Below are 19,767 nucleotides of genomic sequence, written 5' to 3'. Positions count from 1 at the left end.
CGTCCGTTAAGCAGCATGTGCGTGTGAATAACGCTGAATTGAAAGACCATCTGTACTGATTTCAGTCTTATGATTCAATACGATGTCGCTGATTAATTTTCCAGAACCACATGCCATGGTCCAACCTAAAGTACCGTGACCTGTATTCAAGAACAGATTTTTAAAGCGAGTCGCTCCAATAATTGGAGTGCTGTCTGGTGTCATTGGACGTAGACCCGTCCAGAAAGATGCCTGTGCCATATCGCCACCCGGGAACAAGTCCTGAGTCACCATTTGCAAGGTTGCACGGCGGTCTTCGTTCAGGCCTAAATTGAAACCGCTTAGCTCTGCCATACCGCCTACGCGAATACGTTGGTCAAAACGAGTAATCGCAATTTTGTAGGTTTCATCAAGCACTGTAGATTGCGGAGCAAAAGCTGGGTCAACAATTGGAATCGTCAACGAATAACCTTTCACAGGATATACAGGCAACTGTAGATCGAGTGGTTTCAAGAAATCACGTGAATAGCTACCAAACGCTAAAACATAACGGTCTGCGGTTAAGACCGTACCATTGACCTGAACGCCCTTAATTTCATCGCCTTCAACAATCAATTTTTCTACGTTCTGGTTGAACTGGAAGTTAACACCCAACTCTTTAGCAATTTGAGCTAAAGCATTGGTAAATAAATAACAGTCACCTGTTTCGTCATTTGGTAAGTGTAAACCACCAACGAGTTTATCTTGCGCATTTGCCAAAGCTGGTTCTACACGACCAAGTTCGTTGCCATTTAATAATTCGTAGCTTACGCCGCACTCTTGTAGCACGCTAATGTCGCGTTGAACCGCTTCCATTTGAGCTTCTTTACGGAATAACTGCAACGTACCTTTAGCACGGTTTTCGTAATTAATGCCTGTATCTTTTCTAAGTTCACGTAAGCAATCACGGCTGTATTCAGCCACACGCATCATACGTTCTTTGTTCACAGCATAACTTTGTGGATTACAGTTTTTTAGCATTTGCGCCATCCACTGTAACTGCCACATGCTGCCATCTAAATTAATCGCAAGCGGTGCGTGATGTTGGAACATCCACTTCACAGCTTTAAAAGGGATTCCTGGTGCTGCCCAAGGGGTCGAATACCCTGGCGAAATTTGACCTGCATTACCAAAGCTTGTTTCTTCAGCAGGACCTGACTGACGGTCAAGAACAGTGACCTCAGCTCCTTGTTGAGCTAGATAATAGGCACTTGCCACTCCGATAACGCCGCTACCTAATACAATTACGCGCATTTCCATTCCCTCACGCACACCAGTTTATTTAACTAGTATATTTCTGCTTCAATAGTTTATTTCACTGTTTTTCAGGGTATAATCTAGGTAAATTTATGTTTTTCTCGCGAGAATTTTAAAAAAAGAGGAAATATCTATGCGCCCCTTAGATCGTATAGATCGCATGATTCTGGACATTTTGCAGCGCGAAGGACGAATTGCGATTAGTGAATTGGCATCGAGAGTCAACCTCTCTACCACCCCCTGTTCAGAGCGTGTAAAACGTCTCGAACGCGATGGCATTATCATGGGTTATTACGCCCGTCTAAACCCAGCTTACGTAGACCGTAACCTTCTCGTCTTTTTAGAAATTAAGTTATCTGCCAAATCAGGCGATGTATTTGACCAAGTGGCCAGAGACCTCGTTGAGATTCCTGAAGTGCTCGAATGTCACCTTATTTCAGGTGAATTTGACTACCTTGTAAAAGCGCGTTTAAAAGAAATGAGCGCATACCGCCGCTTATTAGGTGATTTATTAAAGAAACTCCCCGCATCGGCATCGTCACACAGTTATGTGGTCATGGAAGAAGTGAAAGAAACTCTATATTTAGATGTAAGCAAGTAAAGCAAGCATTATTGAACTCGCTTTACTCACATTTTAGAAATTAGAAATATTTTAAAATCGAAATATGTTTATTTTGATGTTTGAACTTCGAGAACCATTTAACCGCTGGATAAAGTGCAAAAGACAGTACAATTGTAATTAGCCACAGCATCCATACATGGTTGACCGACAAGTAATTTCCATAGTTGGCTCCCCACATATTTAGTGCAAACACATACATTAGTTTCAGCACATACAAATGCAATAAATAAAGGAACATAGGTACCGAGCCAAATACCACCAATGGTTTTAAAAATGAATATTGCTGCATACGTTCAAAAGCAACGAGGACAAGCAAACCAATTCCAACATTCAGCAAAATAAATAACAAAGACGGTGGATACTTGGTGAGGTTAAAAAAGCTCATCAAACTCAGTTGTAATGACTCAAAATACTGCCATGGCTGATCACCATAAACATTAATAAAACGTAGTAAAACAAATAACCCAATACTTGCTAAACCAAGGCTGAGTAAAGCGCGGCCTCTTTGCTTTGCTGTATATTTTGAACTAAAGAACTGACCTAAAACGTAGCCTAATAAAATCACCCCAATCCAAGGTAAAACAGGGTAACTTGTACGAAGCTTGATACCCGCAAATTCAATCCAGCCACGTTCATGTAAAACGAACCATATATTCTGTAGGATGCCTTGTGAGAAGTGCACAGAATCTAATAAGTTGTGCCCAAAAATAATGACCAACGCTACACCAGCAAGAATTGGCAAAGGCAAACTTACACAACAAGCTAGCACCACCATGCTAATACCGATCGCCCAAATCACCTGTAAATAAATGACTTCGGGTGGAAAAGTCGCTGTCCATGCAAAATTCACAAGCGTAAGCTCTAATACAATCAAAAATAAGCCGCGTTTTAATAGAAAAGCACGTGTTTGCTGTAAATTTTGTTTTTTTGACTGAAATAAAAATGCAGAAATACCGGTTAAAAGTACAAAAACCGGAGCGCAAATATGGGCCAATAATCGACTGCCAAATAAAGCCGGTTCTGTTACTGTTACGTCCATTGGATCGATAACCTGTTTATGTAAATAGAAAGTTTCTCTTACATGGTCGAGCAACATAATGATGATCACCAAACCACGCAATGCATCAATCGACTGTAAACGTTCAATATTCTTTTCTAAAGACATAGCGGTAATCAACAAAATAATGTAACGTTATATTATTACATTAAACTTCTTTTGTCTTTCATGGCTGATTATTTATGCAACACAAATTAGGATTGTTGTCTTCGTTGGGTCTATCATTTATATCGACATTCACTTGGGCAGAAGAAACATCAACGGTACTTGAAACTATACGTATTCAGGCTGAAAGCACCCAAGAAGGTGTAAGTCAAAATAGCTCGGCGACTAAATTTTCTCACGATGTTTTAGACGTACCTTTTAACCGTGCTTATGTTTCAAAACAAATGATGGAACAACAAGACGTTCAACGGATTGATGACGCATTAAGCTTGGTGAGCGGGGTTTTTCATCAAAACAGTTTTGGTGGTGGCTTTTGGGATAATTACTCTTTCCGTGGTTTTAGTACCGATCCCAATTTAGGTGCCTCTATGATCCGTAACGGCTTGAGTGTCAACCGAGGGATTAGTACGCCAAAAGATGTCGTGAATATTGAATCTTTAGAGTTTTTAAAAGGGCCGATGGCAGCTTTATATGGCCGCGGCGAAACAGGTGGTTTGCTGAACCTCAACAGTAAAAAACCACAGTGGGAAAGCGAAAGTGAAGTTAACCTACGTGCCAATACTCAAGAACAATATCGAATTAGTCTAGAGCATACCGCGCCTATTAACGATGAACTGGCTTATCGTGTAGCAGTGGCTCATGAAGATAATCAAAGCTTCCGTGATCATGTCAGCAGTGAACGCTGGTTCTTTTCACCACAGCTCACATGGAAAATTTCAGACCAGACACAACTCGACTTTGATAGTGAATTTACTGAGCACAAAGGAACCTTTGACCGTGGTGTAAGCACAGTCAATCATGAGTTTGTGATGGACCCGAAAACATTTACAGGTGAACCTGACGACGGCGATTTAAAAATAAAAGATTACTTTTACCAATTACGTCTGAGTCACGAGTTTAATCCTGACTGGAAGCTAAATAGTGCTGTCAGTTATAAAGACGCCAAAATGATCGGCTTTGCAACCGAACCTCGCCGTATGCAAGCCGATGGACGTACTTTAGAGCGTCAACGTCGCTATCGTGATTATACAAGTGAAGATGTTCTGGCTCAGACAGAGTTACTTGGCAAGGTTGATACCTCTTGGGCTCGCCATGAAATTTTACTTTCAACCGAACTTGGTCAACTCGACTATAAACAAAACCAGCTTCGTCGCAATCACAGCACAAGCTCAACAAACACAATTGATATTTACCAACCTGAATACGGCAAATATTTACCGAACTTAGCTCCGCTTACTAACACCAAAGAACAGCAGCGTTACTTTGCGCTTAATTTACAAGACCAGATCTTTTTCAATGATCAATGGAGTGTGCTATTTGGTAACCGTTTTGATCAGGTCGAACAGAACTTTAAAAATCATATAAAACAGACCGAGGACAACCAGACACTTCACCAGAATAGTCCACGTTTCGGAGTAAATTTTAAAGCCTCTGACCAATGGGCGTTTTATACAAACTATGGCCGCTCGTTTGCCATGAATAGTGGTATGAACCGAAATGGTCAGACTTTTGCCCCTGAAAAAGGCGAAAGCTACGAGGTCGGTACCAAATATAAAGTGAATGACCAAAGTGTGCTGAGTCTCGCTTTGTTTAAAATGAAAAAGCAAAATGTACTGACGACAGATCCAATCAACAAAGACTTTCAAACCGCAGCAGGCGAAGTGAGTAGTAAAGGAATTGAGTTCGACTTAAATAGTCAAATCACTGACCGCTGGTTCGTCAATGCCAACTATAGCTATACCGATGCTCAAATTGAAAAAGACCAAGACTTGGCAAAAGGTGCACGTCTAAGCAATGTTCCAAAACACCAAGGTGCTGTAAGTACTAACTATGAGTTTCTACAAGAAGGCTCAACAAAAGCAGGTGTAGGTGCCAATCTTACCTATGTGGGTGAGCGTAGCGGACATAATCTGGATAATGGCTTTAATTTACCAAGTTATACACTGGTCAATTTAAATGGCTACTATGCCCCATCAGACCGCTTACGCTATCAGCTGAACGTAAACAACCTATTTGATAAAACCTACTATGTCTCAAGCTATAGCGATTTATGGGTTCAACCGGGTGAACCACTCAACGCTTCAATTTCGGCACAGTGGAAGTTTTAATTCATACATAAACAAAAAGCCCGAATTATTTCGGGCTTTTCTATTTAGAACATACCATTTTCATTGACGAGTGGGTCGGGCTGTACTTGGCCAATATCCCAAAACTCAGCAATTTTTCCATTTTCAAAACGACAAATATGAACCACGGCCAAGGTGGTTAACCCATTCATTTGCATTTCAAGTTTAGAATGCACGGCCACCAAATCGCCCTCTTCAATGACATGTTGAACGTCAAAGACTTTATTTGGAGTTTCAGCCGCGCTTTCACGCATCCCTTCCCTCAACGAAGTTGCATCACTCGCATAATAAGGATTGTGATGCTTGAAGTTCGGTGCGGTGTAATTGCTATAAGCTTCGTCAACTTCACCAGCTGCAGCAAGCTCTAAAAACCGTACTGCAATTTGTTTTTGAGATAGGTTCATGATTATCTCCTACTCTTTATTTTAGACCTTACTGCAACAGGTCATCTTCGTCGTCGCCTTCCTCGAAGACATAGGCCATACAACCCCATCCATCATATTCGCCTTGAAATTTTTCAGCGATGCTGGCAAACCATTGTTCCAAATCAACAATATCTGAATACTCAGGTTCCATGTTAACGAAGATGGTAATCACCCACTCGTTTGGCTCAACAGAGTCATCTTGAAAGAGTGAAACTTTTTGCTCTTGGTAAAGCAAATACAGCGCACATTGCTCTGCATTTTTTTGATCTTGAAAAGCAATTGAAAATTCAATTTCATGCAGCTCGGTTAAATCATCCCCATCTTCAGCCATTTGCCAAAGTACATTGCCGTTATCGTCATCTGGAAATTGTTCGTAGTCACGAGTCATAAAGTGATCCTTGTTGTTGTCGCAGTATTAATATTATTCGACATCAAGAATACCCGACTTTTATTGCAGTTTGGGTATATATTCCGTTCCCAATTGCATCAAATTGAATTTTTAATTGTATGTAAATTTTAAAAAGGCACTTGGGATTGAATGACCACATCTGTGCCTTTCAATGGATGCTGAAAAGCCAGATACGCAGCATGTAAAGCCATACGGCTTAAATGAAAACGTTTCGGTTCAGGATGGTATAACTTGTCACCCATAATCGGGTGTCCAATATGCATCATGTGCACACGTAACTGGTGCGAACGCCCTGTGACTGGTTCAAGTAACACTCGCGTTTGATCTACTTTTTCGTCATAAACGAGCGGTTGAAACAAGGTTTTGGCATGTTTGCCTAATTCAAAATGTACAATTTGTCTTGGGCGATTTTCCCAGTCAGTAATGAGAGGAACTTCAACACTACCCTCTTGTTCGACTTGGCCTTGCACCAACGCAATATAATGTTTTTTGACTGTTCTGGCCTGAAACATTTTACTTACCGCAACCTCTGCATCACGGTGCTTGGCAAACATAAGTAGGCCCGACGTCGCCATATCTAAACGATGCGTGACTTTAGCCAAAGGGAACTTTTCTAACACCCGTAAATAAGCACTGTCATGATGCTCAGGTAGGCGACCCATCACAGACAACAATCCCGCAGGTTTATCAACCACAATTAAATCGTCATCTTCAAATAAAATTGAAAGCGGATCTTGTGGCGGAGCGTAAACAAAATTGTCGTTTAAAGGCATGGTCGTAGAAACAGCAATGGAGCATGGCGGCAAATCATAAAGAAATTTCAGACCTACCGCAAAACAATCTATAAGCTATCATCATGTTCCACGTGAAACTCAGATTTAGTTTTTACCGTTTTTTATTCATTTCAGATAAAAGATCGAGCTGAATTTCTTGAATATGTGCAAGTCTTTCCCATTGATGCGATAAAAGATGGTCCATTTTTTCATGTAAATGACGAATCTCAAGCTCAGCTTTTAAATTAATTTGATAGTCATGTTGCGAACGTAAGCGATCTTTGGCTTCTTGACGGTTCTGACTCATCATAATGACAGGTGCCTGAATTGCAGCCAAACATGATAAAATCAGGTTAAGCAAAATAAATGGATAAGGATCAACAGGATGCACCACCATCACTACGGTATTAAAAAGGATCCAAGCCACTAAAAACAGCCCAAAACAAGTTAAAAAGACCCAACTTCCACCAAATGAAGCTATTTTATCTGCTAACTTTTCACCCAAAGTCCAATTCTGATCGAACTCTGTCTCTGTATTACGAGTAATGAGTTCATGCCGTTGCATACTACCAATTACTTCATTCTCCAAAGTGGTTAGCTCCCCCTTTTCTGAACGTAATAGGGACTGCACATATTTAATGCGGTAGTCCGCCAAATCAGCACGACAAATAAAAGTTGAAAAAGACCACTCTGGGTAATCTTTCAAGATTTCTTCACCAATGACATCTCGAATGACTTCACCAGAGACCAGATCTTTCAAGGGAAAACTCTTTCCGCATACGGCGCATTGGCGATACTGATTTTTATTGTCCATATTATTCAGCCCATTATTATGATAATAAGATTAGTATATAAACGATTTCGGCCTAACACATCGTAAATAAAAATAGTACTCTAACCTAATATCTGTAAAGTCGCTGGCACTATTTTTCGATGAGCAGGAATTACAGGTACCATGTACAATCGTCCAAGCAGATTTTTAATATGTACCACTGTGGTCACTGTAAGCACTTGGGTATCTTCATTTTTATAAATAGATAAAGTCACATTCAAATGCTTATCATCATCTCCAATGACTAACTCATTTTCGGTACGTTGTAGCAAGGTAAAAATTCCAATTCGGTCACCTGCAACATATTCATTTTCTTTTTTATTCGAATCAATCTGCTTAAAACTTCCTAAATCTTTAAGGCCAATCTTGGAAGTAATTTTATTGCGTAGATTCATGCTCCACTCTACCCACTGCGGAGTATGCTGGAACAATTTAATGAGCTGCCCAAATACATTCAGGTCGGGCTGACCCAGCACAATACTCCACGAGTCGTGGAAGTAAGAATTGTTCAATTGAGATGAGATTTGGCTGTCATGCGGCAAGGCAGAAAGATAAGGCTTATTCATGAATTATATTCTTGTAAAGTATCATTTTTATTATAGAGAATTTTTTAGGGTGTCAAGGGAAACCGTATATGGTTTACTTCAACAATTATAACTTTGTAAGTTAGAACCTTATGCCTATAAACTTTTGATCTATAGCGTCCTAAGCCGAATCGAGACCTTTTGGGTGAGTACACACTAACGTTATACGTTTTGGTGCATGCTACTCTTTTCGATCCCTATCACACCCTTGAGATATAGTTTAGCCAGCACCCTGTGGGATTGTTTTTCTAAGAACAGCTAATTTTAAATATTTTTGGGAATTTTTACGCAAAAATTTAAATTAAAAAGAATATATTTCCATTTCACAATAATTAGTTAAATTTAAATTCCACTTTATTTGTTTTTTACGGTTTATTTTACCAAGTCATTAATTATTTTGAGTGACAGTACATCAGACTATGAAAAGTAAATCACCCTTCACTTTTTAACCATGAAGGGCAAAAATCTTTTATGAAGAAATAAAACTATGTTTACGGGCATGGTAAACAGTAGATAACGCGATAAGGGCAAAAACCAGCATAAACCATGGAAAATAGGCTGCCCCAAAACTTTCAAGCAATCCACCACCAACTATTCCACCAAAAGCTATAGCAAGGTTAAATACCGTGACCAACATAGACTGCGCCACATCTGCTTCGTGACCCGCACTATTTGCCAATGCTGTTTGTAATAGTGTTGGAGCACCACCAAAAGTTACTCCCCATAACACTACACCCGCCAGTACGACAAAACTTGAAGAACTATAAACACCCAAGAGTGCGGTCGCAATTGCAAAGATAAATAAGCTTAAAAGCGTTATTTTTCTTAATGAACGGTCAATGAACATCCCTGTAATGAGAATGCCTACAATTGAAGAAATGCCGAATATAAACAGGATAGTCTCAACGTTGTATGGCTGCCCTGTCGAGACCAAAAATGGTGAAATATAAGTATAAAGAATGCTATGAGCCAATATCCAAAGGAAGACGACTGCTAAAATAGCTCTAATGCCCGGCATTAAAAGGACTTTTAAAATGGGCAACTTTTTCTGTGCTGACTGCCCTGCAAAATCAGGAATACTAAAACGAATCCAGACAAATAAAATTAATGCCAGTAAAGACATGATCCAAAACACGCCACGCCACTCAAACAGCGTTCCCAACCATGCACCCAAAGGCACACCAATTGACAAGGCAATGGGCTGCCCAACCCCAGCAATTGCTAAAGCTCGTCCTTGATACGATGCTGACACCATGCGTCTTACATAACCCGCTAAAAGCCCCCATATAACACCCGCTGCCATCCCTGCAATAAAACGAGCAATCAAAGTCAGAATATAGTCATTTGATAAGGCAGTAATCGCATTAAATAAAAGTAACCCTGCGATCGCACTGAGTAATAAGGGCCTCCGATTCCAACTACGGGTGAGGCTAATAAGCGGTATTGCCGCCAAAACCGAACCTAAGGCATATACTGCAATAAGCTGCCCTGCATAAGCTTCTGAAATATGTAAGCCTTGACTGATTTGGGGCAAAAGTCCTGCTGGCATGGTTTCTGTCATGATAGTCAGAAAGCCTGCAACTGTAAAAGCCAACAATTTCCAAATCGGTAATTGAGCAGAAAACTCTTCGTTTAACTGATGAGATGTTTCATTACTCTTAGTATTCATAAAAGTTTACTCTCAAATTCGCTTGCAAGGTACTTACTCTGCTCTGCATCGCTATAAGCTTGTTTTATCAGGTTAGGATGAGAAGACATTTGTTTTCCATGTGAACTAAAATCATTATTACGGAATGATCGTTCCAGTTTAAGTTAAATAAAAACCTTAACTATTCAGTTCAACAATAGTTAAGGTTTAAATGAGTTTTATAAAACGTTTAAAGCAACCTCGACCACATCCATTAAACATTGCTTTCTTTGTTCAAGCGGGCTGCCTTTTCCCAGAACACGTAACCCTTGGATAGTATTTACAAAAAAATTCGCTAACGCACGCGGGTTTTGGGTAGAAGAAATTTCTCCCGACTGTTGAGCTTTAATTAACAAACTCTCTAAAGCATGTTGTAGTTTCTGGAGGTTACTTACAACAAATTGAGCGACATCTTCGTCATGGCCAGCCAGCTCTAAACACGCATTTGCGACAAGACACCCTTTATGTTCTGGATCACTTAGCTCATCTTCAACAATATTAAGAAGTAACTGTCGAATAAGTACTTTCGGAGAACCTGAACCAGACAACAACTTCACATTATTTAGTGTAGTTAAAAGTTCATAGCGCTGTAACGCTTTTTGATAAAGCCCTTGTTTGTTTTGAAAGGTACTGTAAAGGCTACTTCTAGATAGTCCCGTACCGTCAACCAAGTCTTGCACTGAAGTTGCAGCATAACCACGACGCCAAAAAACCTGCATTGCAGCATCAGCAATTTCATCAGTTTCAAATTCTTTGGTTCGCATAAAACACAGTTATTAGGAACGATCATTCCAATTAATTTATGACAGGAAGATAGAGAAGTCAAATTAAAAAATTATTTCTTCAATTCGAAAATCACTACTCTAGGTTTTTCATGAAGGTGAAATTTTTAATAAAAGCTATATTATCCAGACCATTTAAAACCAACTGACTTAATTAGTCTTTTTCATATTTTTGTCTTGTTATCTCTGCATTATTTTTAGATTTAATTTTTTCGCTTGAATACATTATAAAAACATATTATAAACTATTTCTAACCAAATAATTGGTTTTTTGGAACTTTATAATGAACAACAATATTATAATTTTTGGTTATGGAACAGGTATTTCCAAAGCCGTAGCACATAAATTTGGTAAAGAAGGCTATAAAATCGGTTTAGTGGCACGTAATGCTGAAAAACTCGAGAAGGCCATTCTAGAACTTAAAACACAAGGTATAGAAGCTCATGCTTTTACATGTGATTTAGCAGTTCTGGAAGATATACCAAATCTCGTAAAACGTATTAAACACCACTTCGGAGAGATTAAAAATATTCATTGGAATGCTTTCCATGATATTGAAGGCAGCATATTAGAAACCCCTCCGCTAGAGCTTACTAAAAGCTTTCATATTCGTGTTTCGAGCTATATTGCGACAGTGCAAGCTTGCTTAGATGATTTAGAGAAGAATCATGGTAGCATTTTATCGACAAACGGAATTTTTGCTTTCGATGCAGTGGGCATCGATTTAGTTGCTAAAGAATATTCATCATTAGCAACTACCGCTGCCGCTCAATACAAAGCCACCAACTTGCTTGCTCATAGTCTCGCTGACTCAAATGTTTACGTGAGCCAAGTGATTGTAAATGGTTTTGTAGATGGAACTCCAGAAGCGAAAGATAAAACCTACACGGTGCATCCAGAAACGGTTGCGGAGCAGTTCTGGTATTTACATCAACATAAACAAGAAACTGTTTCCTTTTGTGGTGAAGCCATTCAAGCTGCTTAAATAATGTCTTATGAGAGAAGGAGCATAATTTATTACGCTCCTTCTACTTTTTTAAAATTTATAATTTTTTAATTATTTTCATACTCTGATGGATCAATTTTATATTTTTTAAATAAAATAGAACGTACAGAGTCATTTATACTGTCATCATATTTAATAATTAAATAAATATCCTTCTTAGTTAAAGGAATAGTTTTTAAAATATCGCTTAGCTCTGTACTTCTAATAGAGCGTACTTCATTTGGTTGTTTAGATATTTCTGGATCTTGTTCTTCAAACTTAAAATCAACACCTTGCAAGTTGAAATAAACCATAACTCTTCTGTTTAAAGAATCACTATCATCATATAAAACTGTCCCTGCTGGAAGAATTGTATATGGTGCATAGTTATCGAAATTTGATGCTATCCGCAAAGGTTTTTCTAGAACATGAATTTCGGGTGTTTTTGTACTTTTCCAGAAGAAATAGTTTATTAAGGACTGTATGATGAAAAGTAAAATTAGTACGGTAATTAATAAATTCTTTTTCATACTTATTTCTTATTTAAACCAAATAAAATCATATGATTAAATATCTTATTCATTTACTATGAATTCATAGGTCTTATCTAACTTCCCATCCCCACTAGCATAAAAACCCGCATATATATGAATCGTAAAAGTTCCCTTATACTTTGGAACTCCAGAAATTTTTAAATTATTATAAGCATCTGCTTCATTTTGATCTATTGGCTCAATAGAGATATTCATATCACTAGGGAAATTAGTTTCAACTTCAAAAGAATATGGTATCACTCTACCACCTGATATGTTCAATTGCTGATTATATGCTTTTCCTACATAGGCTACGGGAAGACTATCAGGCTCAATTGTATATTCATGATTACAACCTGAAAATAAAATCAATAAAATTATTAAAAAATATTTATACATCCATTTTATTCTACAATAATTAATTTATATTTTTTATTCAGTTCATCACTACCACCGCCATAAAAACCTGTTGAAATATTTATTGTATATTCACCTTTATATTTGGGAATACCTTTAATTGAGAAGTCATTAAAACCGCTAGTATCATTGTTCGGTTGAATTTTCAATCCTAAATCATCAGGCATATTAGTCTCTATTTCAAAGTACTTATCCACTACTTTTCCGCCAGTAATTTTTATATTCTGGGAATATGATTTATTAACATAAGCTACAGCGAGTTCCTTTGGTTGTGCATCATAGTTGCTACAACCATTAAGAGTCATTGCCAATAGAATATATCGAAACATGTCTTTTTATTCTTTAACTACAAATTCATAGGTTTTAGTTAGCTTATCATCGCCTCGCCCATAAAAATATGTATTAATTATAATTTTGTATTTTCCTTTATATTTAGGAATACCTTCTATTTTTATATGATTGTATCCATCTATATCATCTACTGGAGTAATTTGGAAACCCTGATTTTCAGGAATATTAGAAGTTAATTCAAAATGTTGTTCAGATACTTTACCTCCTGTAATTTTAATAAATTGACTATATGGCTTTCCAACGTACCCTACAGGAAGCTCATGTGGTTCAATCTTGTAATCTCTACTACACCCTAAAAAACTTGTCATTAAAAACAATATTATTAAGTTTTTAAAGTTCATCTTTATTTCTCTAGATTTCGGGCATAATTATAGCCAACCCATCCTAAATCTTTTAAAAAATTTTCCACCATTGCTTGTTTTTTCTCTGCTCTTCCGCATCTTTGATAGCTTTATTAATATCAGCTTCTATTTTATCTTTATTATTATCCCATATCTTATTTAGTACCTGCTCAAGATCTTCTCTGCTCCATAAATGAAATAAGCCACTACTTGCCCCCATTGCCTCTATAATTTTTTCGTGAACCCTCTGATTATCATAATCTTTTATATTTTTATTAAACATGTCTATAACTAAATCATTAATATTTGGCTTTAGGTCATTATAAAAATCTATTGTCGTATGATCTTCTAAATTATCATCTTGTATAACCCATTTAGGTACGGGTAAATAAAGATCAGTAATAATAATTTCTATTCGTATAATATTTTTATAATATATAGTCCGTTGTGTACCATTAAATCGAACTGCTATTATTTTTTCTTCATCCCAAGATAGTTCTTTCGTTAAATATGGAGAAGACTTTTCTCCTTTATGATTACTTTCTTGTTTAAAAAAATTAAATAGCATTGTTTTACCTCTTCTTAAAATACAGTCCAAGCAGTAAATGCTTCTAATTCTTTATCGAATGCATCTACCAGTTGATATGCAGCAATCCCCCCAATTGCACCGCCAATGAGGATACCAATACCAGAACAGATAGGTGATCCTGGACCACAAATTCCTCCTGCTATTGCTCCACCTGCCGCGCCTCCTGCAATACCAGCACCAATAGAGGCACCTTGTCTGTAAATTTCTTTTTCTTTATTTTCCGCGTTATAGATTTCATAACCTGCATAAGCAACAGAGAAAACTACAATTGCTCTCCCCCCCCATTTCATAAATGAAATTTTAGAATTAAATCCAGCATTCGTTTTCCCTGAACCTTTTAATATGCTGTAAAACACTCGGTTCTTTTGTGAATCATTAAGCGATTTAAAAATAGGGTTTCCTTGTTTTGCAGAGGCCTTAACATAACTATCTATCGCACTACGCCCCTTACTCTTAAGCTCATCAAACAATTTGGGATTTTTCTCTTGTAATGCATAGTATTCCATGAATTCATCCATTGTTTTTGTGAGCAGTTTTTCTTTTTCTGCAATAGCTCGTCCCACTGGTGAATTACGTTTTCGAATACCTTCTAATATTTCATTTCTTAAACTCGTTGCCTCTGAGGTCGCCTCTTTTACTGTCATCTTTCCTTCTTTGACTAACTGAAGGTAGCGGTCACTCATCTTTTTCACTTCACGGATATAAATTTCACGTAGATGAGAATCATGAGCTAAGAAATTATTTCCAAAATAAACAGCAGTTCCATTTAAACTATCTAATGCTATTTCCAGTTCATTTTTTACTTTAACAGGTACTTTATTAGTATCAGCCTGTTTTGTTGAGCCACTGGTTGTTTTTAATTGAAAAGTGGATTTATTAAACTCTCCATTTTCTAATGCAGGAACACGAATTCTCGCGAGCTTAGAATTATTTAAAATGAGTTCAACAAAAATTAGATCCAACTTGTTGCATGGATAAACTCTCGTACATCCATTCGTATCAAGCTTGCCTCCATAGTTCTGTTTTGTTGTTGTATTTGTAAAAGTATAATTTAGCTTGTTCAGAACTTCTTTATTATCGCAAAATACCTTTAAACGAGCAGTATAAGTCACTCCTTTTCCTCCATAGCTTCTACATCATACTTATGAACCATGAGGGTAAATTTTTCTTCTTTATCTGACGAAGCAACACGCACAATTCCGTCTTTTGGGACACTACCAGTTCTAATATTACCTTTAGAGTCTATAAGGCTATATGTTGGTAAGCTTTCTAATGCCACATTATCAAGTTTATGACGGACATCGAATTCCAATATATACTTTCCATTAGGTGATGATGGAAGATTAGGAAGATCGGTTGTTACTGTTTGACTACCACTAAATTTATGCTGCCCAGCCTTCACCTCAAATTTGCCGCTTGTAGTCATAAAAATGCCTGAACCAGTAATTTTGACTTGAGAGCCGCCTGCGGTGAGCACAATTTCTTTGGCTGCTGTCGCCTCAATTTTGTCTTCTGCTGAAATAATCTGAACAGCTTTACGAGCAATTAAATCTGCTCCGTCACCTTGTGCTTGTATCTCAACTTTGCCTTTACCTGCATAGAGTCTTGCGCCTTCTTGCGCTGCAAAAAGGCTAATTTTATTTTGGGCTTGTGCAATCAAGTTCTTTTGTGTAGACAGATTAATGCTGTCTCCAGCAGTTTGGTTTATCTGGCCATCTGCGCTTAAGTGAATGTCTTCGTTACTGCTCAGCGCGATGCTATTTGGGCTCGCCAACAACATAATCGCCTCTTTAAAGGTTTTGGCTTTTGCGTTGTCTTGCTGCTCAAGTTTTTCAATAAAGGATTTTAAGTTTTCTAAATTTTCTAAAGGGTCAGTTTGCTGGTTTTTGGCTACTTCACTGAGTGCTTTGGCATTATTGAGGCCACCGTCGATTTGTTTCTTGGCCTCATTTGCATCAAGGTGTACGCCTTGAGCTTGGTCTTGTTTATGGGTACTAATGAGTAAACCACTGCCAGCTCGAACTGCGCCCCATTGGTCTGTTCTAAGTTCAAAACCTTCACCACGCCCGTCACTCTCTGCCTTGTCTTTTGGATGGCTTAAGTTACCCAAGTTGAGCTGGCTTGCCGCATGGCTACTTTGTAGCTGAGCACTGATTTGACCTGTCGTATCATCAAAACGGAGTTGGTTAAAGCCTTTGCCATCGACTTCTTCGGAGCGAATACCACTGAGTTTTTTAGTGTCGGGTAGCTGACCTTTCTGATCGAACTGCGTTGGGTGGCGCTCAGCTTCGTGAATACGCCCCACCACAAACGGGCGGTCAATGTTGCCGTCAAAGAAATCGATGACAACAATCTCACCTACTCGAGGCAAGAAGCGTGCGCCATAACCTGCGCCTGCCCATGGAGTCAGTACATCCACCCAAGCGGAGTCAGTGTCATTGTCGTTACTTCCAGCTCCACCGTCATGGCTATGGTCGTCAGTTCGGGTAAACAAGAAACGGACTTTAATGCGTCCCCACTGGTCAACATGAATGCTTTCGCCCTCTAATCCCACCACTCTAGCGCGCTGCGGGTAAGCAGCTGGTCGGTGTTCTAACGGGCTATATTCAGGGACAGCTTTAATGTTGCGTCGAACAACGTTCAGTTCAGCAAAGTGGCGCTGCTCAGGGTTTTGGTTGTCGAGTTCGGCTGCGTTGAGCTTGTCTTTTGGTAATAGTCGCTCAAGTTGCTGTTGTAATTCTTTCGGTAAATTATTCTGGTTGTAGTAGTGCTTGCTTAAGATTAAGAACTCTTTATCAGCACTGCCATGCTGGTCGAGTTCTGGGTGATCATTCAGTTCAAACCAGTAACCCACTTGTGCATCACGGACGTTACCTGAAACGGTAAACTGTTTAGAACTCAGATGATGATAAGCATTGATGTGCTGGTTAAGCTGTTCAATCTGGCTATTGCCTGACGCTGTGGCTTGATCTTCGCCTTTTAAGTCCTGCATCCAAGCGGGGCTGACATGCCACGCATCTTCAAGGTTTAGGCTGGCATTGTCATAGTGTTCGCTGTGCTGCTGCTTACCTTGTACGCTGCCACTACCTTCTTCTTGTTGTAGGGCATCGGCTTGCCAGCGTTGCACATGAACCGAGGTTGGTTGTAAGCGACGCTCAGCTTTGACTTGGGTAATGGTGTCGAACTGTTCTGTCGCACTGCTGCGTTGGTAGCGGAGGCTACGTCGTTCAAGGGCTTGATAGTTTTGGTTATCGTCAATTAAACGTAGCACTTGTGGCTGAATAGAAGCATTCGGGTCAGCGACCAAAAGTTGCGATTCATCGACCAGCCAGTTGATGCCTTCGCTACGCCACAGACGAGTTAAAAAGTCATAGTCACTTTCATTGGACTGCATCACAAATGGACGCACATCGTAGTCTTTGGTTAAGCCTGCTGCGTCGAGTGTTAAGCTTGAGGCAAATAACGGGCTTTTGCCCTGCCATTCTTTAAACAGAATTTCGCTAATATCCCTCACGCTTTTATTCATAAACACGCGGCTATTACGACGTTTATGCCAGAGTGCAGTTGAGTCTTTTAAGGTTAAGTTATAAATGGTGAGTGAGCCGTCGCTTTGCCCTTGGCTTGCTTCGGTAATAATGCCCGTAGTTCTAAAGAACTGACCTGTATCTGTCACCTGATCTATGGCAACCTGACAGCCAATAAATTGTTTTAATGCAATATGCGCGTTTGTCGATAGGCACAGCAACTCAGCAACGCTACCTTGGTTAAGGGTATGTTCGCCCTCGATGCGCTGCAAGAAAACTTGCTGATTTAAAGACTGATTTGAGAATTGGATATGAACAGCGCGATTTTGTGAAACAAGGCCTAAACGCTCCAATATACTCGACACACTCATCTGCATTTTTATTATCAATCAAACTTATATTTAGGCCGCATTTTAATTAAAAAAAGACTAATCTGTCTATCTATACTCATTTTCAAAATGTAACTAGTCTAAATATGCGGTTTTAGGTTAATTTCTTATTAAATAGGTATTTAAATCGTAAAATCAGATCATTTTAAAGTGCTATAAATCAGCCAAATGCATTTAATATTTTTCTTTCATATTCAAATAGATATCAAAGAAAATAACTACTCAAATTAATAAAATTCAAGATGAGATATGAAAATAAAAAAGTCTGTTTTTTATATATTTACGGTGATTTTCTTTTTTCATTCTTCAGCATTTGCTGAACCGAGTGTGGCTGATATTCAATATCGTGCAGAGCAAGGGCAATCCGTTGCTCAATATCATTTGGGGATGATGCTTTTAAGCGGCGAACAAGGCGTTGTTAAAAACTATGAGCAAGCGTTTAAATGGTTAACTGCGGCTGCTCAAAATGGAAGTATGGGGGCAAAATATAGTTTAGGGATGATGTATTACACAGGCACGGGCGTCGAAAAAGATGCCAAGCGCGCTTTTGATTATTTTACTAAGGCTGCGGCCAAGGACCATGCGAAAGCGCAATATAACTTAGGGGTGTTATACGACAGAGGTGAAGGAACTGCGCAAAATTATGTGCAGGCGTTTGAGTGGTTTAATCGTGCTGCCGAGCAAGGCTACCCACCCGCAGAATATAATTTAGCTCAGCTATATAAAAAAGGTCACGGCGTCTCACAAAGCAATAATCAGGCACTTAAGTGGTACACCAAAGCGGCTGAGCATAATGAAAGCGATGCCCAGTACAACTTGGCCCAGATGTATTTAAATGGTGAAGGCACGCCGAAAAACCTACAACTGGCAAAGAAATGGTTTCAGCAAGCTGCCGATGCAGGTGATTCGGATGCGAAAGAAATGCTTAAAAGTTTAGAATAAGGTATTAAAACTTAATGTTTATCTAGCTCTAATAACTCACTAATTTCTTCACCATATAGCCATTTATTTAAAATACCTTCCGAACTTTCTAGGCCTACAATATCTAGAAAGCTTTCAAATGTAGTTGCCACTTGTTCTCGATCTTCTGTATCAAGCTTGTCAGGATCGATTTGGCTAATTCCATGAGCAAGAACATGTAAAAGTTCTGCCTTAGTTGGTTCATTCTTTTGTTGATAGAGTGCAATAAAAGCTTGTGCAGCATCAGCCACTTTCTGGTTCAAGCTCATACGTAATGCAGGATTTTGAACCCCTGTATATAGTTGTCCATCTCCAGCAAAATGATCTTGAGCTTTAAACTTTTCTAATTGTTGAATAACAATAGAGTTTGAATTTTGAATACGCATTTCTGTTTTATTGTCAGTTTTCTGGGCACAACCAACTTGTGAACTTAAGACGGCCATGACTACAACCAAAAGCTTTTTCATAATTTTATTACTTTTATATCTTTCCACATCCAATATAAACTAATTTAATTATGATTTTCCACATCTATGAAATTTTATCTTATTCTTTATTTTTTCTAATTAAATATAAACATTAATTCTATTATTTTAAAAATACATTTAGTTTTATTATTAAATCAAAAATATTTTAAATATTAAATTGACGTAATTAAAATCACCGATTATTATCTCGTTGCTGGCCTACATTTGCCAGTCGGTTATGACAGACCGCGAATAACAAAGACGATATGCAAAATTCTTATTTTGTGTGTCGGGAACTCGTTCGCCCCCTTTTTCTCTATGGTAGGGCGGAAGGGGGACACCTTTGTGTGTGCTGGTTCCTTTGTTTCCAGTCTGTCAACCCTCTTTCGTTCTACCACCATAATCAATTGACGGTGATCTGGTGGTAGGACTCCATTTTTTAAGGAGTTGACCATGACACTTTTCAAACTTAT

At 38.6% G+C, this 19,767-nt stretch carries 21 protein-coding genes; 4 read left to right on the top strand and 17 right to left on the bottom strand.

Going from position 1 to position 19,767, the window contains the following annotated elements:
• Positions 1 to 6: 6 nt before the first annotated feature.
• Positions 7 to 1,272, bottom strand: coding sequence for a D-amino acid dehydrogenase (locus tag F886_RS17850; protein WP_005309077.1), 1,266 nt, complete (start codon positions 1,270 to 1,272; stop codon positions 7 to 9).
• 136 nt (positions 1,273 to 1,408) lie between these two features.
• Between F886_RS17850 and F886_RS17845 the strand changes: the two genes are divergently transcribed.
• Positions 1,409 to 1,876, top strand: a complete 468-nt coding sequence (locus tag F886_RS17845; protein WP_001247568.1) for an Lrp/AsnC ligand binding domain-containing protein — start codon at positions 1,409 to 1,411, stop codon at positions 1,874 to 1,876.
• A 40-nt stretch (positions 1,877 to 1,916) separates the two neighbouring features.
• On the opposite strand, the gene F886_RS17840 is transcribed toward F886_RS17845, so the two are convergent.
• A complete protein-coding gene (locus F886_RS17840; protein WP_005309075.1) occupies positions 1,917 to 3,062 on the bottom strand; it encodes an acetyltransferase domain-containing protein in 1,146 nt (381 codons plus the stop codon).
• A gap of 74 nt (positions 3,063 to 3,136) precedes the next feature.
• Here F886_RS17840 and F886_RS17835 point away from each other — a divergent pair, with 74 nt between their 5' ends.
• Complete coding sequence (locus F886_RS17835; RefSeq protein ID WP_005309073.1) at positions 3,137 to 5,227, top strand: TonB-dependent receptor; 2,091 nt, start codon at positions 3,137 to 3,139, stop codon at positions 5,225 to 5,227.
• A gap of 44 nt (positions 5,228 to 5,271) precedes the next feature.
• On the opposite strand, the gene F886_RS17830 is transcribed toward F886_RS17835, so the two are convergent.
• The 7 genes from F886_RS17830 to F886_RS17800 all read right to left on the bottom strand — a co-directional run bounded on the left by F886_RS17830 (position 5,272) and on the right by F886_RS17800 (position 10,719).
• Positions 5,272 to 5,649 carry a nuclear transport factor 2 family protein gene (locus F886_RS17830; protein WP_005309071.1) on the bottom strand — a complete coding sequence of 126 codons (378 nt, stop codon included), beginning with the start codon at positions 5,647 to 5,649 and terminating at the stop codon, positions 5,272 to 5,274.
• A gap of 28 nt (positions 5,650 to 5,677) precedes the next feature.
• On the bottom strand, positions 5,678 to 6,058 hold the full coding sequence (locus F886_RS17825; protein ID WP_004795383.1) for a ribonuclease E inhibitor RraB: 381 nt from the start codon (positions 6,056 to 6,058) through the stop codon (positions 5,678 to 5,680).
• Positions 6,059 to 6,186: 128 nt separating this feature from the next.
• The gene (locus F886_RS17820; RefSeq protein ID WP_005309069.1) at positions 6,187 to 6,852 is read right to left on the bottom strand and encodes an RluA family pseudouridine synthase; all 666 of its coding nucleotides are present in this window, start codon (positions 6,850 to 6,852) and stop codon (positions 6,187 to 6,189) included.
• Positions 6,853 to 6,964: 112 nt separating this feature from the next.
• A complete protein-coding gene (locus F886_RS17815; RefSeq protein ID WP_005309067.1) occupies positions 6,965 to 7,666 on the bottom strand; it encodes a DUF1003 domain-containing protein in 702 nt (233 codons plus the stop codon).
• An 80-nt stretch (positions 7,667 to 7,746) separates the two neighbouring features.
• Entirely contained in the window at positions 7,747 to 8,250 is a 504-nt protein-coding gene (locus tag F886_RS17810; protein ID WP_005309065.1) for a DUF2867 domain-containing protein, read from the bottom strand.
• A 487-nt stretch (positions 8,251 to 8,737) separates the two neighbouring features.
• Positions 8,738 to 9,937 carry an MFS transporter gene (locus tag F886_RS17805; protein WP_005309063.1) on the bottom strand — a complete coding sequence of 400 codons (1,200 nt, stop codon included), beginning with the start codon at positions 9,935 to 9,937 and terminating at the stop codon, positions 8,738 to 8,740.
• Between the two features lie 197 nt (positions 9,938 to 10,134).
• Complete coding sequence (locus F886_RS17800) at positions 10,135 to 10,719, bottom strand: TetR/AcrR family transcriptional regulator (RefSeq protein WP_005309060.1); 585 nt, start codon at positions 10,717 to 10,719, stop codon at positions 10,135 to 10,137.
• A 302-nt stretch (positions 10,720 to 11,021) separates the two neighbouring features.
• Here F886_RS17800 and F886_RS17795 point away from each other — a divergent pair, with 302 nt between their 5' ends.
• The gene (locus tag F886_RS17795) at positions 11,022 to 11,723 is read left to right on the top strand and encodes an SDR family NAD(P)-dependent oxidoreductase (protein WP_005309058.1); all 702 of its coding nucleotides are present in this window, start codon (positions 11,022 to 11,024) and stop codon (positions 11,721 to 11,723) included.
• 68 nt (positions 11,724 to 11,791) lie between these two features.
• Here the strand turns inward: F886_RS17795 and F886_RS17790 are convergent, their stop codons facing one another.
• The 7 genes from F886_RS17790 to F886_RS17760 are packed head-to-tail and all read right to left on the bottom strand — an operon-like array spanning position 11,792 to position 17,855.
• Complete coding sequence (locus tag F886_RS17790) at positions 11,792 to 12,253, bottom strand: hypothetical protein (protein WP_005309056.1); 462 nt, start codon at positions 12,251 to 12,253, stop codon at positions 11,792 to 11,794.
• 45 nt (positions 12,254 to 12,298) lie between these two features.
• A complete protein-coding gene (locus F886_RS17785) occupies positions 12,299 to 12,655 on the bottom strand; it encodes a hypothetical protein (protein WP_005309054.1) in 357 nt (118 codons plus the stop codon).
• A 5-nt stretch (positions 12,656 to 12,660) separates the two neighbouring features.
• Positions 12,661 to 13,002, bottom strand: a complete 342-nt coding sequence (locus F886_RS17780; protein WP_005309052.1) for a hypothetical protein — start codon at positions 13,000 to 13,002, stop codon at positions 12,661 to 12,663.
• Between the two features lie 6 nt (positions 13,003 to 13,008).
• Entirely contained in the window at positions 13,009 to 13,365 is a 357-nt protein-coding gene (locus F886_RS17775) for a hypothetical protein (protein ID WP_005309050.1), read from the bottom strand.
• 52 nt (positions 13,366 to 13,417) lie between these two features.
• Positions 13,418 to 13,933, bottom strand: a complete 516-nt coding sequence (locus tag F886_RS17770) for a hypothetical protein (RefSeq protein WP_005309048.1) — start codon at positions 13,931 to 13,933, stop codon at positions 13,418 to 13,420.
• A 14-nt stretch (positions 13,934 to 13,947) separates the two neighbouring features.
• The gene (locus tag F886_RS17765; protein ID WP_005309046.1) at positions 13,948 to 15,066 is read right to left on the bottom strand and encodes a hypothetical protein; all 1,119 of its coding nucleotides are present in this window, start codon (positions 15,064 to 15,066) and stop codon (positions 13,948 to 13,950) included.
• Complete coding sequence (locus F886_RS17760) at positions 15,063 to 17,855, bottom strand: type VI secretion system Vgr family protein (protein ID WP_005309043.1); 2,793 nt, start codon at positions 17,853 to 17,855, stop codon at positions 15,063 to 15,065. Before F886_RS17760 ends, F886_RS17765 begins: the two co-directional genes overlap by 4 nt.
• 261 nt (positions 17,856 to 18,116) lie before the next feature.
• Between F886_RS17760 and F886_RS17755 the strand changes: the two genes are divergently transcribed.
• Positions 18,117 to 18,809 carry a tetratricopeptide repeat protein gene (locus tag F886_RS17755; protein WP_005309041.1) on the top strand — a complete coding sequence of 231 codons (693 nt, stop codon included), beginning with the start codon at positions 18,117 to 18,119 and terminating at the stop codon, positions 18,807 to 18,809.
• Between the two features lie 11 nt (positions 18,810 to 18,820).
• Here the strand turns inward: F886_RS17755 and F886_RS17750 are convergent, their stop codons facing one another.
• Positions 18,821 to 19,294, bottom strand: a complete 474-nt coding sequence (locus tag F886_RS17750) for a DUF4844 domain-containing protein (protein WP_005309040.1) — start codon at positions 19,292 to 19,294, stop codon at positions 18,821 to 18,823.
• Positions 19,295 to 19,767 lie beyond the last annotated feature (473 nt).

The organism is Acinetobacter sp. NIPH 542 (assembly GCF_000369825.1).
GTDB lineage: Bacteria > Pseudomonadota > Gammaproteobacteria > Pseudomonadales > Moraxellaceae > Acinetobacter > Acinetobacter oleivorans.
Note: the sequence above shows the minus strand (reverse complement) of the source record. Positions and strands in the feature narration are given on the sequence as shown.

Excerpts from the sequence above, each read along its gene's own strand:
- F886_RS17850 (WP_005309077.1), bottom strand. The coding sequence starts at position 1,272 with ATGCGCGTAATTGTATTAGGTAGCGGCGTTATCGGAGTGGCAAGTGCC.
- F886_RS17845 (WP_001247568.1), top strand. The coding sequence starts at position 1,409 with ATGCGCCCCTTAGATCGTATAGATCGCATGATTCTGGACATTTTGCAG.
- F886_RS17840 (WP_005309075.1), bottom strand. The coding sequence starts at position 3,062 with ATGTCTTTAGAAAAGAATATTGAACGTTTACAGTCGATTGATGCATTG.
- F886_RS17835 (WP_005309073.1), top strand. The coding sequence starts at position 3,137 with ATGCAACACAAATTAGGATTGTTGTCTTCGTTGGGTCTATCATTTATA.
- F886_RS17830 (WP_005309071.1), bottom strand. The coding sequence starts at position 5,649 with ATGAACCTATCTCAAAAACAAATTGCAGTACGGTTTTTAGAGCTTGCT.
- F886_RS17825 (WP_004795383.1), bottom strand. The coding sequence starts at position 6,058 with ATGACTCGTGACTACGAACAATTTCCAGATGACGATAACGGCAATGTA.
- F886_RS17820 (WP_005309069.1), bottom strand. The coding sequence starts at position 6,852 with ATGCCTTTAAACGACAATTTTGTTTACGCTCCGCCACAAGATCCGCTT.
- F886_RS17815 (WP_005309067.1), bottom strand. The coding sequence starts at position 7,666 with ATGGACAATAAAAATCAGTATCGCCAATGCGCCGTATGCGGAAAGAGT.
- F886_RS17810 (WP_005309065.1), bottom strand. The coding sequence starts at position 8,250 with ATGAATAAGCCTTATCTTTCTGCCTTGCCGCATGACAGCCAAATCTCA.
- F886_RS17805 (WP_005309063.1), bottom strand. The coding sequence starts at position 9,937 with ATGAATACTAAGAGTAATGAAACATCTCATCAGTTAAACGAAGAGTTT.
- F886_RS17800 (WP_005309060.1), bottom strand. The coding sequence starts at position 10,719 with ATGCGAACCAAAGAATTTGAAACTGATGAAATTGCTGATGCTGCAATG.
- F886_RS17795 (WP_005309058.1), top strand. The coding sequence starts at position 11,022 with ATGAACAACAATATTATAATTTTTGGTTATGGAACAGGTATTTCCAAA.
- F886_RS17790 (WP_005309056.1), bottom strand. The coding sequence starts at position 12,253 with ATGAAAAAGAATTTATTAATTACCGTACTAATTTTACTTTTCATCATA.
- F886_RS17785 (WP_005309054.1), bottom strand. The coding sequence starts at position 12,655 with ATGTATAAATATTTTTTAATAATTTTATTGATTTTATTTTCAGGTTGT.
- F886_RS17780 (WP_005309052.1), bottom strand. The coding sequence starts at position 13,002 with ATGTTTCGATATATTCTATTGGCAATGACTCTTAATGGTTGTAGCAAC.
- F886_RS17775 (WP_005309050.1), bottom strand. The coding sequence starts at position 13,365 with ATGAACTTTAAAAACTTAATAATATTGTTTTTAATGACAAGTTTTTTA.
- F886_RS17770 (WP_005309048.1), bottom strand. The coding sequence starts at position 13,933 with ATGCTATTTAATTTTTTTAAACAAGAAAGTAATCATAAAGGAGAAAAG.
- F886_RS17760 (WP_005309043.1), bottom strand. The coding sequence starts at position 17,855 with ATGCAGATGAGTGTGTCGAGTATATTGGAGCGTTTAGGCCTTGTTTCA.
- F886_RS17755 (WP_005309041.1), top strand. The coding sequence starts at position 18,117 with ATGAAAATAAAAAAGTCTGTTTTTTATATATTTACGGTGATTTTCTTT.
- F886_RS17750 (WP_005309040.1), bottom strand. The coding sequence starts at position 19,294 with ATGAAAAAGCTTTTGGTTGTAGTCATGGCCGTCTTAAGTTCACAAGTT.